Annotated in this window: 11 protein-coding genes and 1 pseudogene; 7 read left to right on the top strand and 5 right to left on the bottom strand. The window is 55.3% G+C overall.

Going from position 1 to position 18660, the window contains the following annotated elements; all coding sequences use genetic code 11:
• Nucleotides 1–16: 16 nt before the first annotated feature.
• The gene (locus tag PT275_RS08265) at nt 17–2245 is read right to left on the bottom strand and encodes an RNA degradosome polyphosphate kinase (protein ID WP_277153917.1); all 2229 of its coding nucleotides are present in this window, start codon (nt 2243–2245) and stop codon (nt 17–19) included.
• An 862-nt stretch (nt 2246–3107) separates the two neighbouring features.
• Here PT275_RS08265 and PT275_RS08260 point away from each other — a divergent pair.
• Nucleotides 3108–4520, top strand: a complete 1413-nt coding sequence (locus tag PT275_RS08260) for a phosphatase PAP2 family protein (RefSeq protein WP_277153916.1) — start codon at nt 3108–3110, stop codon at nt 4518–4520.
• A 288-nt stretch (nt 4521–4808) separates the two neighbouring features.
• Here the strand turns inward: PT275_RS08260 and PT275_RS08255 are convergent, their stop codons facing one another.
• Both PT275_RS08255 and PT275_RS08250 read right to left on the bottom strand, forming a co-directional pair.
• Complete coding sequence (locus tag PT275_RS08255) at nt 4809–6644, bottom strand: MFS transporter (protein ID WP_277153915.1); 1836 nt, start codon at nt 6642–6644, stop codon at nt 4809–4811.
• Between the two features lie 208 nt (nt 6645–6852).
• Nucleotides 6853–7554 (bottom strand): TetR/AcrR family transcriptional regulator, encoded by a 702-nt coding sequence (locus tag PT275_RS08250; RefSeq protein ID WP_277153914.1) that lies wholly within the window; start codon nt 7552–7554, stop codon nt 6853–6855.
• A 310-nt stretch (nt 7555–7864) separates the two neighbouring features.
• On the opposite strand from PT275_RS08250, the gene PT275_RS08245 reads away from it, so the two are divergent.
• The 4 genes from PT275_RS08245 (at nt 7865) to PT275_RS08230 (ending at nt 13281) form a co-directional block, all read left to right on the top strand.
• Nucleotides 7865–8752 carry a lysophospholipid acyltransferase family protein gene (locus PT275_RS08245; protein ID WP_277153913.1) on the top strand — a complete coding sequence of 296 codons (888 nt, stop codon included), beginning with the start codon at nt 7865–7867 and terminating at the stop codon, nt 8750–8752.
• 322 nt (nt 8753–9074) lie between these two features.
• Entirely contained in the window at nt 9075–10073 is a 999-nt protein-coding gene (locus PT275_RS08240; protein ID WP_277153912.1) for an NAD(P)H-dependent glycerol-3-phosphate dehydrogenase, read from the top strand.
• A 138-nt stretch (nt 10074–10211) separates the two neighbouring features.
• Nucleotides 10212–11360: a D-alanine--D-alanine ligase family protein gene (locus PT275_RS08235; protein WP_277153911.1), complete on the top strand. Its 1149-nt coding sequence runs from the start codon at nt 10212–10214 to the stop codon at nt 11358–11360.
• Nucleotides 11361–11478: 118 nt separating this feature from the next.
• Nucleotides 11479–13281 (top strand): CPBP family glutamic-type intramembrane protease, encoded by a 1803-nt coding sequence (locus PT275_RS08230; RefSeq protein ID WP_277153910.1) that lies wholly within the window; start codon nt 11479–11481, stop codon nt 13279–13281.
• A 242-nt stretch (nt 13282–13523) separates the two neighbouring features.
• On the opposite strand, the gene PT275_RS08225 is transcribed toward PT275_RS08230, so the two are convergent.
• A complete protein-coding gene (locus PT275_RS08225; protein ID WP_277153909.1) occupies nt 13524–14276 on the bottom strand; it encodes a mechanosensitive ion channel domain-containing protein in 753 nt (250 codons plus the stop codon).
• 55 nt (nt 14277–14331) lie between these two features.
• Nucleotides 14332–15126, bottom strand: coding sequence for a TetR/AcrR family transcriptional regulator (locus tag PT275_RS08220; RefSeq protein WP_277153908.1), 795 nt, complete (start codon nt 15124–15126; stop codon nt 14332–14334).
• 292 nt (nt 15127–15418) lie between these two features.
• Between PT275_RS08220 and PT275_RS08215 the strand changes: the two genes are divergently transcribed.
• A complete protein-coding gene (locus PT275_RS08215; protein ID WP_277153907.1) occupies nt 15419–16948 on the top strand; it encodes a beta-propeller fold lactonase family protein in 1530 nt (509 codons plus the stop codon).
• A 480-nt stretch (nt 16949–17428) separates the two neighbouring features.
• Nucleotides 17429–17626, top strand: a pseudogene (locus PT275_RS08210) (helix-turn-helix transcriptional regulator); the annotation flags it as partial.
• Nucleotides 17627–18660: the final 1034 nt, after the last annotated feature.

Raw genomic sequence — 18660 nt, 5'->3', positions numbered from 1 at the left:
GCCCACTTCTTGATTGTTATTTGCGACCACGCTGGTGGGTCTTGATCAGCAGTTCCTGGCAATCGATCAGAGGCTTGCCGTCCTTGTCGTGTGAATGACGGATATAAGTGCCGTCCGGCTGCATGTGCCAGGACGAGGTGGTATCGGCCATCTGCAGATCGACATAGTCGATCAGGGAGGTGATTTCCTCGGGGTCGGTGATGCGTACCAGCGCCTCCACACGGCGGTCGAGGTTGCGGTGCATCAGATCGGCCGATCCGATCCAGGCTTCCGGTCCGGCTGCTGGCCCCTCACCGATCTGCGGGCCTGCGGAATTGGCGAAGGCGTAGATACGGCTGTGTTCAAGGAATCGGCCAAGGATGGAATGAACGCGAATGTTGTCGCTCAGGCCGGGGACTCCGGGCTTCAGGCCGCAGATGCCGCGCACGACGATGTCGACCTTCACACCAGCTTGGCTGGCACGATAGAGGGCGTCGATGGTCTTTTCGTCAACGATGGAGTTGACCTTGATCTTGATCCACGCTTCGTGACCGTCTCGTGCTGCATTCTCTTCGCGGCGGATGCGCTGGATAAGTCCGCTACGTGCGGTGCGCGGCGCGACCAGCAGGCGATGGAAGCTGGAGCGTGGTGCATAGCCGGAAAGCTGGTTGAACAGACGCGTCAAGTCCTGACCGACCACCGGATCGCAGGTCAGCAGGCCGAGGTCGGTGTACTGACGGGCGGTTTTCGGGTTGTAGTTTCCTGTGCCAACGTGGCAGTAACGGCGCAAACCGTCGGCTTCCTGACGCACGACCAGCGAAAGCTTGCAGTGTGTTTTCAGCCCCACGATGCCGTAGACGACGTGGACGCCGGCGCGTTCGAGCTTACGGGCCCATGCAATATTCGCGTCCTCGTCGAAACGGGCCTTGATCTCGACCAAGGCCAGTACCTGCTTGCCGGCATGCGCGGCATCGACCAACGCGTCGATGATCGGCGAATTGCTGGAAGTGCGGTAGAGCGTCTGCTTGATGGCCAGCACCTTCGGGTCGGCCGCGGCCTGGGCCAAGAAGGCCTGCACTGAAGTCGAGAACGAATCATAGGGATGATGCAGCAGGATGTCGCGCTCGCGAATGGCAGCGAAAATGTCCTGTGCGCGGCTTGACTCGACTGTGGCGATTTGACGGTTCGTCGTCGGGATGAACGGCTTGTCCTTGAGATCCGGACGGTCGATGTCCTGCAGTTCGAACATGAGCTTCATATCCAGCGGTGCCGGCAGACGGTAGATCTCTTCCTCATTGACACGCAGGCGGCGAGCCAAGAGCTGGGAAAGGAACGGGCTGGTGGCGTCGCTGATTTCCAGGCGGATCGGCGGTCCGAAGCGACGGCGCAGCAGTTCCTTCTCCATTGCGTTCAGCAGGTTCTCGGCATCGTCCTCTTCAACGTCGATGTCCTCGTTACGGGTGACGCGGAACGAACGCGCCTCCTTGATGATCATGCCGGGGAATAGCGATTCGAGATGGGCGATGATGAGGTTTTCCATGGTGATGAAGCCATAGCGTTCCTCGCGGCTTTCCTCGTCGGTCAGATCGTCGACGGGCACCAGACGGTTCAGGTTGTCAGGTACCTTGACACGGGCGAAATGCGTCTTGCCACTGTTCGGGTTCTCGACTAAAACGGCGAGATTCAGCGAACCTCCGGAAATATAGGGGAAGGGGTGGGCCGGGTCGAACGCAAGTGGCGTCAGCACGGGGAAGACCTGCTGGCGATAATAGCGCGAAAGGCGCTCCTGCTCGGTGCTGGTGAGCCTATCCCAGCTCAGCAACACGATGTGTTCCTTCGCGAGTTCGGGAAGAATGTGCTTGATGGCCTCGTTGGCGTGCTCGGCCTGCAGTTCGTGTGCGGTTTCGCTGATGGACCGCAGCTGTTGGCGTGGGCTCAAACCGGAAGCCGCAGTCACGGCGATGCCGGTGTCGATACGGCGCTTGAGGCCGGCGACGCGCACCATGAAATACTCGTCGAGGTTCGAGGCGAAGATGCCGGCGAAATTGGCGCGCTCCAGCAGCGGGACTTCAGGGTCCTCCGCCATTTCGAGGACGCGCTTATTGAATTTCAGCCAGCTCAGTTCGCGGTCGAAGTAACGGTCCTCCGGCAACGGCTGTTCCTCCGGCGGCGCCTTGCGCTTGTCGGTCTTTTCGGTTTCGGCGATGTGCTCGGCGATTTGGCTGCGGAGCAATGCCTTTGAGGGTGCGTCAAATATCTGTGCCATATATCTACTCTAAGCATTCTCGCAGCGCTATGGAAGCGTGGAAACATAAAATTCACCATATTGTGGATAACTAATTTTTCATACACCGTGATTCCCCCTGAATGTGCATAATTCTGATTCGCAAACCTCGACACGCCCCAAATGTGCATAACCGTAATCATTTGATCGCAGTGCCTGTTTCGGATTGCTTTCTCAACAGTTCGCAATGCTTTGCTGGAAATTGAACGCGGAATGAGAGGGAGATCTTGCCAAAATCGACTTGATAGGTATTTATGTCGGATAGTGCGGTTCGAGTGATTGCCGTATGTTTATCCGGCATGGATGAACGAGGAATTCCGATAATCGTAATTGAGGTTTTTATGGCATTGCCATGCAATGCGGTTGAAGGTTACGCTGCAGGAATAGCAAAGTAACAGAAGTGCACAATATGCCTGCAAAATATAACAAAAAGATGACATTTCGTGTGCAGTGCAAGCAATAAGAAAACGTTAGTTACCATTAGCGCACAAACGTCGCTCTTGGTTTGTGACTGGCGGATGAATGGTACATAATATGGACTACAAGCAAAACTGAAAAGGCAGATCCACAAAAAGACAAGGTCTCGATGACTATTACGTTGAACGGGCCGTTGATGAAGCTTCCGTTGCAACGATGGAGTTGTGAAGATATCTGCCGTCGGTTTGAACTTGGAAGAGACCCGCTTCGGCGGGTCTCTTTTTACGTTCGGCACCTTTTACGTGGTAGGTTTGTTGGGGTGTCGGACGAAGCCGACGTGCCTTGCGTCTGCGGTGACATGTGGATATTCCGACCTGAGATGTGCGCAGGGACCTGCTCGTAGTCTGCGCCATCTAGACTTGAGCCTATGACTGACGATTCGAATGGACAGATGGTGACGCCCGAACCGACCGAAAATTCTTCCGATACGGCTGCGGGACAGCAGGTTCCGCCGCGTGCGCAAGTGCCTGCGCCTCCCAGTATGAATGCGGAACAGGCGGGGGCAGAACAAGTGGCGTCTGAGCAGTCGCAATCACAGGCTCGGACCCAGCCACAACCTTCGGTTCAGTCGCAGTCTCAGTACGATCCTGAGCCGTCGTCGCAATCACCGTATGATTCCGAGCCGCCGTCGCAATCCAGTCCGCTGACGAATGTTCCCGAGCCAGTCAGTTTTGTTGCTTTTGGTGGGGAATCCGCGACATTTGAAGACGATGGTGAGGTTTCGGTCAATGGTGCCTTCGCCGCCGATGCAAATTCAGGTGCGGCCAATATCAAATTTGCCGGTGAACTATCGAATGATGATGATTCCAAAGCGTCCAAAGGTTCAAAAGATGAAGCCGAAATCGAAAAAGGACTCGCCCAGGTTGACCCACTGACCGTCCACCCCCGCTTTTCCAGCTGCATCCTTGCTGTGGTTCTGGCGTTGCTCTTCCTCACGTCGGCGGCGGCGATTTACTGGTTCGGCGTGCACACCTTGAACGGCCAGAGTTTCGACGAGATTGTCTGGCAGGGATTCGGTGGCACAGTCCCCGATTGGATCGTAGCGGTCGCACACGTATTGAACGACAAGATTGTGATACCGGCGATTAGCCTGTCGATAGCGATTCTGGCTTTTATCGTTGCCGCGGTTCGCAAACGCTGGTGGCTTGTGGGGCAAATGGCCGTTTTCGGTGTCGCCGCCTATGGCGCCGCGTGGCTCAAGCGGGTGCTGCCGCGCCCGTTGATGATGCATACCCTCTCTCCGCATACCAATAGTGCTCCGTCTGGGCACACGCTGCTTGCGGTGGGGTCGGTGCTCGTTTTGCTCATCGCGGTTCCGCGCGTTTGGCGCGCATTGGTCGCATTGCTGGGGGGAGCGTATAGCATTCTTGTCGCCGCGTCGGTGATCGTCGGCCGCTGGCACCGCCCGTCCGACGTGCTGATGTCGTTGCTGATCGGCGGCGGCCTGATGCTGCTGACGCTTGCCTTTACCCGCAAATCCGGCATGGACGGCCCGGGGAGCCGCGTCTCTTCGGCAAGCATACAGATTGTTGGCAGCATCATGATTACGTTCGGCATTGTCTGCTGTGCTTACGCGGGCTATATGCTTTGGCAGATTTATCCGGGACTTGACATGATGGCCGTGTGGGCGAAAAACGGCGCGTGTGCGCTGACCATGGCCGCCATCATCGGCGTAGGATGCCTGGTCTTTGGCCTCGCGCTTGCCGTTCGGCAGCTGACCGCGTCCCCGTTGACGCGCCTGGGCTTGGTCGGTGCGCCTCCCGCCCCGCCGCAGGAGTAATCATGCAGTGAGCTACTCGTCAATGCGCGGATAGCGTCTCAAGTATCTTCCCGTCAAATAGAGTTGGGGATTCCGGCTGGATTGGCAGACCGGTGTTTTCGTCTCGGTCCATCTTTACTTGTGTCTTTTACTTGCTTATTTGAGCTTGGGCCCCTTGAAGTCCGCAAGGGAAAAGACACAAATGACCATCTAAATGTTGCTTTTTTACTTGGGTAAGTCAGGCAAACAAATAAAAATCAGCATTCCATCTGTCGCCATGTTGCGTGGGCGGGAATTGTACCGGTTTGATTACTGCTGTGTGGATTCTTCGTGTCCGAATCTTTTGCACATCGGCGTAAGAACCAACGCGCCAATCGCAAGACAGATGCCGGTGCCGGCCATAATCGGCGCAACCGCCATGCGGTCGAACAGCAGGCCGTAAACCATTTGGCCCAGAGGCGTCGCGCAAAGGCTGATGGTTGAGATGAATGCGCCGATCTTGCCCATCAGCTCGTCGGGAATCAGCATCAAAAAAGTCGGGCTGATGATGATGTTGGTGAAATCGATGGAAAGCGTGATCAGGCAGAACGCGGCAATGAACGTGACGAGTTTCATCCATCTGCTCATAGGCAGCGCGAAGATCACGGTGATTGGCGCGAAACAAAGGGCGGCGGCGTAAATGGTCGCCGGCATCTGGCGCATGAACAGTTTCGCGGCCAATGCCGTGGTCAGCAGAGTATCCAGCAGTGACACAATGCTCATGATGCCATCAGAGTAGCCATAAATATCGGCTCCGAAACCTAGCGCTGTGCGGATGATATACGGCGAGCCCACAGACGATACGCCATTGAGGAAGAAATTCAGTGCGGCGGTGACGGCAAGAAGTTCCAGCAGTGTCGGGTTGGCTTTGAGGAATGCGGCGGCGTCGCGGATGTCGGCAAGGAAAACCTTGATGATCCCGGTATGGGCAGCAGGCTTATTATTTTGGGATTCCGATAATTCCGAATCGTCCGGTCCGGCTGTGACGCGAAAGGTCAGTATTGCAGGTTCAGGACAACCCTCTTTTGCAACAGTCTCGACAGTTTCGGTCGTTTCCGCTTTTGTCACGTTGCGAAGTCCGATTTGTTCGTCGAACGTTGATTTGTTTCTGTTTGCTTTTAGTGTTTCGTAAGGACGTACCGAATCGTCTGGAACCGTTGCGACGGGGGATGCCGTGGATTCGAGACGAATACCTTTAGGGGCAGTTCCATTTCTCGAGATTGTTTCCGTTTTTCTTTTACGTCGAGGTTTGGTTTGTTCGTCTGGTGATGGCTTGTTCTTATTTTCATTTATCGTTTCGTGATGATGGACGGCTTCGAGCTTGATGAAACATTCCAAGCCTGCAGTGGCGAAGAAGCAGAGCGTGGTGGCACCCATCATGGTGCGGATGCCGATTAGCGCGTAAAGCGCACCGCCGGCGAAGGTCGGGATGATCTGCATGATGGAATTGACCTGGCTGGAAATCGCTTGCGCTCGGCGCAGCAGTACGGCGTCCTTCCGGCCGAGCATCTGAGGGATGGCGGCGCTGACGGTGGGAGATTCGAGTGCGTCGAGTGCGGAGAGTGCGATGAGCAGCACCGCGATCGAGATGATGGTGTGGGTTTCCATAAACCCGAACGCAAGGGTTGCGGCCAGCACGACGCACCCGCTGATGGCATCGAGCGCGACCATCATGGTCCGGCGGTTGACGCGGTCCGCGATGACCCCGCCGAACGGCATGAGCAGGATGGTAGGGATGATCGAGATGGAAAGCAGCGTCGCGAAAATCGTGGCCGAACCGGTTTTGTCGAGCACCCACATCGACATGGCGAAGCGCAGCATCGTGTTGCCGAACAGCGAGAGTCCCTGCCCGGCGATGAGCAGGATGAAGTTGCCGGAACGCAGAGGCGACACAGACGCAGTGGCTGGTTTGCGAAGTCGTTCGGAGTTGTCGCCGTTCTTTGTTTCGTCTTTTTGCTGCTGCCTCGCTTGTGCAGGCTCGCCATTGCCTCTTACTTCGCCGGTTTGATATGGAGTTGTTTGTGCGGTTACGTTGGTAGAAGCGAGGTTGTCGAACTCTGTCGCGCTTACTCGTTTTTGATTGTTCCTGTTGTTTGTCGTGTTCATATTTTTCCTTTCTGGTTTCTGAAATTACATACCGACCGACGGTATGTAAATTAAATAAAAAATTACGAGGCATATCTTCTGTTGTGATTGTTGCGGAACTCCTTGGCTATTTCAACTCTTCAATGGATAACTGTGGGAATGTTCCGAGTTTTTTATTTTGACCTTTTGACATCGATTTTGTCGTCAAAAACCTCGTTTCCAAGTGTCCTTATTTCGTCTTTTTGGTTTTATTCCCTTCATCGCTGATGGTGTCATCGGCGCGATCGTGGCTTTGGATCTGCGAATAGAAATCGGCGAGCTGGTCAATCATGTCGTTGGTGAGCACCGGCACTCCGATGGAGACGCAGATGGTGGCCAGACATTGTGCGCGGTGCCGCAAAACGCTACGGGTACCGGGGTAGAAGTTCGGCATGAACCACATGTTCATCAGCAGTGAGATCAGTTCGGCGGCCTCCTGCGGATAGTCCGTGATGATGGAACCGTCCTCAATGCCGCAATCGATGAGCGTGCGCAGGTCGCCAGGTAGGGTGTGTGTCCACATGCCAATGCTTTCGGCGAGATTCTGCGGGTCATCGACTGTGAAGAGTGCGCCTTTCAGGCGTTCGATGTGTTCCGAATCGTTTATGGTGCTGAGGTAAAGTTCGCGAATTTTCTGCAGACCATTCAGGTCTTCGCGCTCTAGGAAGGCGTTGTATTGTGCGTAGGATTTCTTGTTGTCTTCGTCGCTGATGGCGTCGAGAATGTCCAGTTTGGACTTGAAATGATGGTAGATCGCGCCTTTGGAGAGGTCGCCGAGTTCGTTGATGATATCCTGGATCGACGTGTTTTCGTAGCCTTTGGCGGCGAATAGCTTTTGCGCCGCGTCAAGGATGCGGTGTCTGGTCACCTCTGGATGTGCGTTGCGTGCCATGCGGTGCCTCCTTTATAAGGTGTTGTCGGATTCGTGATATCCGATACGGCAGTAAGGCGTAAGTGAATCTATTGCGCTTCGTGCGAAACCAATTAAACCGTGTTGCCATCATTATACATACCAACGGTCGGTATGGAGTAGGTGTGTCGTTTTTGTTTAATAGTTTTCTGTATATTCCAAACCTGCTTTCTCGTTTTCTGGCTAATGGCAATGCTGCCAGCGTCAATCTAAAGCGGCTATGGAGTAAAACTCTATCTTGGAGGCAACAAGTCGCGTTCCAGAATTCGCCGCCCTGAGGCACAATAGGGGCATGACTTCCAAAGGAAAACCGTCGCCGCGTTCGGCCGTGGAGCCGTTGAGCGATGCGCAGGTGGAGCTTCTGGGCAAGCGTCATCATCTTGTTGACCCGACGCAATATTTCCCCACCGGCCCGCGCAAAGCGAACACCGCCGAAATCGAGGCGCAGAACCCCAAGGGCACCAAACGCCTGCTTGACGCCGTTTCTGTGGTTCTTCGCGCGCACAGCAAGTGCTACGCGTGGGGGCTTGAGCATGTCCCCGAAACCGGCCCGTTCATTACGGCCGCCACGCATGTGACGATGTATGACGTTTTTATCCCCATGGATGCACTCTTCCACATGGGTCGTCGCCCGCGCTATATGGCCAAGGCCGAGATGGCGCACTGGCCGATTATCGGTAAATGGTTCCTGTTGGTGGGCATGCAGCCGGTGCCGCGCCGCAGCGGCAAGGCCGTCGAGATTGAGAAGGAATCCATCGATATTCTCACCTCTGGGCGTCCCCTGACCGTCTGGCCGGAAGGCACGCTTTCGCGCGATCCGCTCAAATGGCCGATGAGTCTTAAGGATGGGGTCGGCATCATCGCCCTTGAATCCTCCCGCAGGCTCGGCTACCAGATACCGCTCTATTGCTCGGTGACGTGGGGCGCGGCGAGTATCAACCATTGGTGGCCTTGGCCGCGCAAGAACGTGGTGATGTGCTACGACGACGCGCTGGATTATGGCGATCTGCTTAAAGACATGGATTCGTGGGGCGAAGAACCGCCGATGGAGCTGGTCACGGAGCTCACCACGCGCATCCGTGAACGGATGGAGACGATCATGGCCGAGATTCGTGGCGAAGAGCCTCCGGCCGAGGGATATTGGGATTTCCGGACGATGAGCCGCAAGCCGCGTCGCTGATTTTTTATTTTTTGGCCCTCTTGGTGCGCCAAGTGCCCTAAAAATCGCAGAATTGAGTGTCAAAGTCGTTAAAATAGGCTACTTGGTGCGCCAAGAGGTGCAAAATTACATGATTGTGGCATGAATCTTTAAGATTTGGCGGACTTGGTGCGCCAAGAGGCCAAATCTGATGAGATAAGACGGGCCACGGAATTGACGGATGTATTAATACTGCGACACAGTAGTTAGGTTCTTGACGAAAGGCATGCGCTGTGTGAACTCATAATAGAACGGAATAAAAGCCACTATTATGAGGGAAGCAATCGGTGCAAAGGAGCAGATTATGAAGGTGACAGTACTCGGGGCAGGCGCGTGGGGAACGGTGTTCGGCCAAGTGCTTGCGGACGCGGGCAACGACGTGACGATGTGGGCGCGCGAGCCGCAGATCGTCGAAGGCATCCGCGACAACCACCATAACGCGGCGCGCCTTCCCAGTGTCAAACGTCTTCCCAACAACATGACCGCCACCGGTGATCGGGCCGAGGCAGTAAAGGACGCGAAAATCATCGTGGTCGCCATTGCAGCGCAGCACGCGCGTGAGGCGTTGGAGCCTTTTGCCCCGCTGATCGGCTCCGATCCAATTGTGGTATCGCTGATGAAAGGCATCGAACGCGCCACCGGGAAACGGATGGATCAAGTGGTCTGTGAGGCTCTGGGCGGCTTGCCTGCCGAGCGCTTCGCCGCGATTTCCGGGCCGAACCTGAGCCGGGAAGTGGCTGACCGCCAGCCGAGCGCGACGGTGGTGGCCTGCGAAAACATCGACAATGCCAAAATCGTCGCGCAGGCCTGCAGCACCCCGTATTTCAAGGCGTTCGTGACTACCGACGTCATCGGCGTGGAGATGTGCGGATCGCTGAAGAACGTCGTGGCGCTCGCCGTCGGCATGGCGCGCGGCGCCGGTTACGGCGAAAACACTGCCGCGATGGTCGAGACGCGCGGCTTGGCGGAGCTTGCTGCGCTCGGCAAGGCCGCGCATGCCGAAGCCAAGACCTTCCACGGGCTTGCGGGTGTTGGTGATCTTATCGCCACTTGTGGTTCCCCGCTGAGCCGCAACTACACGTTCGGCGCGAATCTGGGCCGTGGCATGAGCGTTGAGGAAGCGACGAAAGTGAGCAATGGTGTGGCCGAAGGTGTACCGACCACCGAAGCCGTGGTGCGCTTGGGCGAGCAACTCGGGGTGAAAACCCCGCTGGCCAGCGCAATGGACGATGTACTCAAGCACGGCCTCACCTGCGAACAGATGCTTCGTGAGCTTATCAAAGGCGACGTCACCGAAGAATAGATATCGGTTTGCTGCAACACACCCTGTTGAAAGCCAGTGCATCGGGTTTGTGAATGAGGGATTCATTCCCTTTTTCGAGTGTTCTTCGCCGTGTACGCTTGGATTCAGATTTGATTTCGAAGAGAAAAGCGAGGGAATATGCGTAAGCAGCGTGTGGTGGTGTTGTATGGTGGCAGAGCGGACGAACATTCGATTTCCTGCATTTCCACCGCCGGGGTTTTGAAAGCCATGGATACCGAGCGGTTCGAGCCTATCCCCATTGGCATCACCAAGGCGGGCGAATGGGTGATGGGCGGCACCGATCCGCGCGATTTCGACATGTCCGATGGCTCAATGCCGATGGTCGAAGGAACGGACGTCAACGAGAACGTCAAGCCGGTCGTGCTTGATATGTCGCGTGGCAACAATGGCTTCTACGTCCGCGAAAAAAACGGGTCGCTCACCTCTCTGGGTTATGTTGACGCCGTTTTCCCCGTTCTGCACGGCCCTTACGGTGAAGACGGAACGGTGCAGGGCTTGCTGGAAATGATGGGGGTGCCGTACGTCGGTTGCGGCGTGTTCGCTTCGGCCGCCTGTATGGACAAGTCGTTCACCAAGATCATCCTGAGTGAGGCGGGTATCCCTGTAGCTCCTGGGGTGACGTTCGACACCCGTGATTTCGACAAGTCCGACGAGTTCAAAGACGACGCACCTGAGGCGATGAAGCGTATCAAAGACGCCAAACTACGCTATCCGCTGTTCGTCAAGCCGTCTCGCGCCGGGTCGAGTTTCGGCGTGACCAAGCTGGAGCACAAGGGGGATGCCGACGAATTGGCGTCGGCGCTCTTCGAGGCATCGCACCACGACTGGAAGGTTTTGGTCGAACAGGGCATCGACGGCCGCGAAATCGAATGCGCGGTCTTCGACCCCGTTGCCGGTGGGGAACCGAAGTCGGCGTTGCCCGGCGAAGTCGTGCTCGACCGCTTGGCCGCCGGTGACGACCAGTTCTACGATTTCGATAGCAAGTACACCGATTCCGAGGCTTCGCACGTTGAAGTGCCAGCAAGTTTGCCTGACGAGACGCTGAAGCGTGCGCAGGAAGTTGCAGTTCGTGCGTTCAAGGCCGTGGACGGGGCAGGGCTCTCGCGTGTCGATACGTTTGTTGGCAAAGATGGCGAAGTAATGGTCAATGAGATCAACACCATGCCCGGATTCACGCCGATTTCCATGTTCCCCAAGGCTTGGCAAGCCACCGGTGTGAGCTATACCGAGTTGATCACCAGACTCATTGAGGGTGTGTTGCGCTAAACTCGAAGATTACAGGCCGTTGGATTTTTATCGAATGTGAAGTGTGACGGCTATGTATGAGCTCACTGCGGGATTTGGAGCAGGGGCATTGATGAGCTGAGGGGGCGTGTGCCACAGTATGAATGATGACAACGGTTCTGAACATCAGACCTCTGACTCTGAAAAGATTCAACAGTCTGGAAAGACTGAAAATCTCGAGAAACTTGAAAAGTCCGAGAGCACTGAAAATAGTGAGAATCTCGAAAACTCGCAGAAATCGTGTTTGCAGCCTTCTACGCAATATAGGCCGCAATCGGCGTACCAGGCGTTGAAGTCGCAGAGCAAGCCGCTGCAACAGCAGCAATCTTGGCAGTGGTCGGCGTCTGAAGCTCAGGCGTATCAGCCTCAGTCGTATCAGACACAGGCTCAGTCCCAGTCGTATCAGCCGCAATCAGGGTCTCAAGATTCGCGACAGCGGTATCAGGGACAGTATCAACCCCCACAGGGCTATACAGGGCAGCAGCCGCAGTCATATCAGCCCCAGCAGGCTTGGCCCGGCCCTCAGTACCATCCGTACCGAGGCCAATACAACCAGCCGTCAACGCCGGCGTATCAGCAACCACAGCCGCAGTATCAGGCGTACCGGGCCCAGCCTTATCGGTATCAAACGCAGCAATCTCAACCCTATCAACCGCAGGTTCAACCGCCTCAATCTTCTCAGCCACAAGGGTATGTTTCCACGCAGCAGTGCGGACAGCAGCGATATCAGCCTTATCGCTACTCTTCCTATCAGCCGCAGCAGCCTTGGATGCAACCGGATCAACCGGCCGCGCCACAGTACCGGTATCCGTCCCCGTCCCAGACGCCCCAGCCCCAATACGCTGCTCAGCCTGTACCCATGCAATATGCACGCCCGAATGGGCCTTTCTACCAGCCCAACCCAGTCTGGCAGGCCATGTCCAGATGGCTATACAACGTCCGTAAACACTTCTCGAATATCGGCTTTACGCTGACGATGGTGATATTGGTCTGGAACGTCCTCGCACTGGTCATCGGCCAAGTGGCAGCAATATTCATTGATCCCAAAAAACTGCCGATGTGGGTCGAACTGCTGATCGGCAATGGCCCGTTGTATGCGGTCGCGATTCCGCTTTCGCTGCTCATTTTCCGTGCGATACCCAAAGTGCAACGCAAGACGAGCAATATGGGCGTAGGCATGTTCCTGACAGTGATGGCCGTATCGTTCCCGCTCACCAGTATTGGCAATGTCATCGGCAGTGTGCTTTCCGGTCTGTTCTCCAACGGCAAGGCGCAAAACAGCATCGACGAGCTTTCCCAGAGCCTTGACCCCGTGAGCTTCTTGCTATTCACCGTGATTATCGCCCCGATTTTCGAGGAATGGCTGTTCCGTCGCCTGCTGATCGACCGCACCCAGCAATATGGGGAGAAAACCGCGATTCTGTTCTCGGCCTTCGCTTTCGGTCTGTTCCACGGCAATCTCTTCCAGTTCTTCTATGCGTTCGGTTTCGGCCTCCTGCTGGCTTATGTCTACGTGCGCACCGGCAAGCTTCGCTATACCATCGCCATGCACATGACCTTCAATTTCTTCGGCGGATTCCTGCCGCAGATGTGCTATCTGGCGATGAGCAAAACCACAATGACCGCGGTCGATAACGACATCGTAGCAGGGATGAGGAAGGCGTTTACCACGGGGCATGGCCTGGAAGTCGCACCGCTTTTAGCCTACCTCGTGTTCAACGGGGTGATGTTCATCGTCGGTATCGTGGTGGCAATCGTTCAGCGCAAGAAGCTGGTCTTCTATCGTGCGCCGGAAGAACTGCCCGCGGGCACGCGGGCCAGGACCGCGCTGGGAAATCCTGGTGTGATAATTTTCATTATTCTTTGCGTAATTGAGATGATAGCAGCGCTGTTCCTCAACTAGTATCAGCTAATCGAAACTCACTATTGTATCTTCTGTGTTGCCTTCGAATTTCCATATAACTGCGACGAAAAGCACGAATTTTGGCTAGAAAACGTGCTTTTCGTCGCAGTTGAGATAAAACGCGCCTTTGGCTGGAGTTTGAACAGCGATGCGTTTTGCGGTAGGTCCGATAAGTGAGCATGTGCTGAGTTTTCGACGATGATGAGATGATGCGAAATGGAGCAGAAGAAAAAATCTACGTTTCAGACGATGAAGTCTTCTTTGGCCAGCGCACGCACTGCGCAATCGCGCACTCGGTCCTGATTGATACCAGCGTTGGCAAATAGCAGCGCCTCTCCCTCCACGCCGTCCGCGCAGAAGCCGGTGAAGTTGATTTGCGGCGGGTTGCGTCGGTCGGTGATGTCAGAGGTGGCGCTTTTGAGGATACTGGCGATACGCTTGGCCGCCATTTTGATATCGGTACCGGATTTCACGGTGAAGGCCACGCTCACACTCGCCTCACCCTCACGGGTAAGTCGTTCCAGCGACGAGGTATTGAGTACTGAATTGGGGATGATGAGCTGGTTGCCATTGCGCTCACGCACCAGGGTCTGCCGCCAGGTAATGTCCTCGACGGTTCCGGTGATGCCTTGGATACGCACCTGATCGCCAGGATGGATGACATGGCCAATCATCAGTCCGAAACCGGAGATGAAGTTGGCGATGGTGTCTTTCAGACCCAGCGAAATGGCAAGTCCTCCGACGCCAAGTGCCGTGACGATAGTGGTCGGATTGATGCCGAAAACCGGCTGCAACACCATGGCCACGGCGATGGTCCAGATTGCTACCAAAGAAAGGTTGACAAAAATCGACGCATTCGGAATGCCGGAATGATTGAGCAATTTCCTCAGCCATCGCGAAACGGCCTTTGTGGCCACGAAAGCCACCACAAGGACAATAACCAGGAATGCGATGCGACTATCGTGCACCTTTAGCCAGTCCAGCAATGTTTCCATAGAGCTTTAGCTTACCCCCGTCGGCTTCGGCCTGTTGGATTGGCGAAAACGAAAATCAAGCGGTGTGGCTGATACCACCCATAAGCGCGGCGTTCCCTCTGAAGCCGTCGGCATGTTGATGCTGCATGTTGTGAAGGTCATCAAGCAGAGCATCAACCTCGTGCTTGAAATCCTTATCCTGACTTTCGGTTTCGGCAATGCTCTTGAGCAGGGAGCTGTCACCCTTCTCCAGCGCACTGCGGAACATCTGTACCCAGAAGCCGGGCATGCTGTCACCGGAAACCGCCATATAGAGCGTGCGAGCGACTACAGCCGCGTCGAGGTTGCTCCACTGCTCGACCGTCGTCTCCTTGGAGAGCTTGGGCCACATGGCCGATATGGAGAGCAGACCACCCACCGAGAACTCCAAGAGGACGTTCTGGGTGATCGTCATATCGCGGTCAAGGTGCTGCCACTCGATGAAGCCGTCGCGAATCGCGTCATGCACTGTAAAGAGCAGGAACGGGGAACCGTGCTCGCCGACCGTCAAAGCAATGTGGTCAAGGTAGATGCGGTTGGCCGGTACGCCAACGAGCTGCATGACGATGCCGTTCCAAGCCTTGGCCGGATCGATGGTGAACTCGGGCAGTGCTCGGTTGATGCTTTCGACAGCATGCTGGATTGCGGTTTCGGCAAGGTTGTTGAGTTTGCAGTAGTGGTAGTAGAAAGAGTTACGGTTGACACCCGCCAGATTGACGATGTCAGTGACGGTGATTTTGGGATAATCGCGTTCCTCAAGCAACTTCCAGAACGCATTCTCCATGCGCGTCGTAGCCGGCAATTGATTTGAGTCTTGTCGGGGTCTAGACATTCTGATGCCTCCTGATGATTAAGAAAATTCTATGTGAAGAATTTCTGTATTGATTCTAAAGGATAACGGTTGACGATTTCCATTTATTTACGGTTAGCGCGTAGTGAAAAAACAAAGTGCATTCATTATATGCGTTTAGGTGCATATTAAACTAGCCTGGTTATTTGATTATTTCTATTTCTTTATATAGACATGTCCAATAGTTATAAATATTAATGTGATGAAAATCACATTAATTAAAAATTCGCTTTTAAAGTTGAGGTGAACATCTAAAGCGGGATAGATTGAAATCATGGATATTCAAGGTTATCGCCTGCTGGTGGGCGGGTTCGGTTCGATTCACAACGAACACAGCAAAGGTGTTGAGCGTTATGTTCTTTCGTTGTCTAATTCAATGGATAAAAAAACGTTTGACGCATCGGTTGCCGCAAAGGCTGTAAAAGCGAATGAGGCAGGCCCCGAAAAAGTCACGAATAATGATGTGTCACAAGCTTTGCCGACAATTCGGTTCGCTGGTGTCGCGTCAAATATCCCTTCTCCGTCATGGCTCTTGAAGGAGGGCGACACGGCGTTCGCGGTGCTGGAGGATACCAATGAGGTCGCTTCGCTGCACATCGAGCGTCAGAAGGCAGGGGCCGATGGCCATGCCGATGACGAAGGTGAAGTCAATCTAAGGGAGATCTCCCGTGTCAAATTGCCTGATTCGTCTGGGCCAACCCATGCGGCGATCGCAATGGACCCATTGCTTGGACGGCATTTGATTACCGCCGATTATGGTGACGGTACCGTTTGTGTGCTGCCGATTGAGTCGGGGAATGTATTGGGGCCGGTGGCGCAGGTGTTTCATGGCGACCCGCAGCAACACGGGCCTTTGCCTGCGCAAGAGGGCCCGCATGCCCATTGGATTCTTCCGCTGGCTGACGGCCGCGTGCTTTCGACCGATCTCGGGGCCGACCGCATATATATCCATCATTGGCGGGGTTCGCGCTTGGTCCGTACTGGTTTTGTCTCGTTGGCTCCCGGTACCGGGCCACGCGATATGCACGTGCTGCCGGGGCCTTCAGGACGGTTTGGCGAGGGTGATGATTGGGGCATCGCCGTGGTCGATGAATGGGGCTGTACGGTGACCATTCTGGAGCCGGTTAGCGACGACAGCCATCATAAAAAGGGACAGGATCCAAGTGTTTCCGGTGCTTCGAGCGAACGGCAAAAGGCCGCTGCCGGTGATTCAGGCAATCCGGCACATGGCGACACTGCCGATGTTTCTGGTAACGAGGCGCCTGATGAATTCTGGGTTGCCCAGACCGTGAGTTTGGGCGGTGACGGGGGAGAGCACCCGGATCAGGCTGCATCCTTGGCCTTCGTGCCCGATGCCTTGATTCCTCGCGCGGAAGTGCGGAATCCTGGAGAACACGGTGAGGCGGCGGTGGTTCATGCTTCTGGCGTTTCGCAGGAAAATACTGGACGTGACGCCTCCGACTCTTCGGATTCGTCTTCGCGAGAACCGTCCGTTTCCGCGTTCTCCCGCGGTTTCGTGTACGTTGGTTTACGCGGCTCCGAGCGTATCGTGACGCTGTATTGGGATGGCCGCAAGCTGCGCCGTCTGGCGCCACAAACCGAAGCCGGTTGGAAAGGCCGCGGCATATCGAGCGGGGGCAAGCGTCCTCGCCATATCGTCGCCATCGCCAACATGCTGATCGCGGCCAATGAGGTCAGCGATAACCTGAGCCTCTTCCGTGTCGCCCCGGACGGTGAGCCGGTGCACCTTGGCGATTATCCGGCGGGATCGCCCACTTCGGTGTTGCCGCTGACCAGAATGTGAATCGACTTTTCGGTATCGTGAAGGTAATGGCCTGGTGGATTGCATCTCTGTCAGGCCAAAATTGTCGGAGCCGCTATACCCATTTATTCGATCAGGCACCGGCAGTCGCCGTCATTCGTGGCTTGCAGATGCCTTGTCGGATACAAAGGATATTCGATGCTTGCCTTCTGTGGCCGTCAACAAAGTCTGTGGTGATGGGCATTAAAAACGTCAACATAAAAGATGGTTTATCGTTAGTAAAAACTTGTGTCAAGAAACAACTGCGAACGGTTGATATAGACCCACGAACGGTTGCGATATGGTCATCAGCGGAAAATAAAAATAATCGTGATGCATGGCCCGAACCATTGGAAATCAATGGGATGCAACCGCAAGTTGACATGTTTTTTCGGTTGCGTTTCCTGATGCAACCGAAAGCTGGTAGCGGGAAAACGACATTTGGCCGCATACTTGAGTGGAAACCAACGAGAAAGGGTTCTGATGAGTTTTCGGAACAATCTTCAATATTTGCGCTCAAGGCGGAATATGACCCAGGAACAACTGGCCATGCTGCTCGGCGTCACCCGTCAGGCGATTTCCAAATGGGAATCCGAGAAGGCCTATCCCGAGATGGACAAGCTGCTGATGATCTGTGATCTTTTCGGCTGCACGCTTGATGATCTGGTCTTGGGCGACGTCCGAAATCCGGGCCAAACCGTGGCCGGTACGAGCAATGCGGGCAATACCGGTATTGCGGAATCCAAGTCAGCCCCGTTTACGTCTGGCGGTTCGGAGCAGAAAGCTGTCGCTGAATCGGGGTTTGTGGCCGGGCCGGCGGGCGAAGGGAGAACCGGTGATGTTGGCGAGGCACAAAACACAGGCGTCTCAGACGCTACAGATAGCACGAAGAACACAAGCAATGCCAACGGTACAAATTTTGTGATGAATGGTGCGGAAGGCACAAGCGGCACAACCCATACGGGTTCTGCGGGCTTTGCAGGCTCGGCGAATGCGGCGAATGGGGCCGACATGGCCGCTCCGACGAACGGTTTCGCCGCCTATGCGACCGCGACTGGCAATGGAACGACAGGCGGCGCGGGCGTCAAAGACGTCACCGGTTACGACGCCCAAATGAAAGGCTTCGCGTGGAAAATCGCTGTCGGCATTGGCGCGATGGCTGCGGGTGTGGCGTTTGCCGCCGATTTCGGTGGCCCCAGCACGCCGATGACCGATGCACTTTCCTTCCTCTTTATTTCCATCGGCGCGGTTGTCGGCATCGCCCTCGTGCTGCTGGGCACGTCCTCGCGTCGAGAGTTTATGAGGAAACATCCGTATATCGAGGATTTCTATACCGATGAGGATCGCAGCCGTGGCAATATCATTTTCATCGTCTGCTTGGTGGCCGGCATTGCCGAGGCTTGCATGGGTATCGTCGTCAACCAGCTCGGTTACTCGGTTTTCGGGCTCGGTGACGGTGACGGCGGCTGGCCGGATGTGGTGATGCTGCTGCTGTTCGCTTTGGCAGCGGCGAGTATCATCTACGGGGCGTTGCGGCGTTCCATGTTGCGAATCGAGAGGTACAACCGTCGTTGCGAGCGTCGTGAGGATTGGAAAGGCAAGGCAAACCACGATTTTTCGGATTTGCGGGATTGCTCGCAGTATTCAGCGATGTCCTCAACCTCTTCGGGCCGGTTCTATCGCCGTCTAAGCGGCTCTGTGGATGGGATCATCAT

This window comes from Bifidobacterium sp. ESL0745, assembly GCF_029433335.1.
Taxonomy (GTDB): Bacteria; Actinomycetota; Actinomycetes; order Actinomycetales; family Bifidobacteriaceae; genus Bifidobacterium.
The sequence above is the reverse complement of the archived record's forward strand: the minus strand, read 5'-3'. Positions and strand labels throughout refer to the sequence as shown.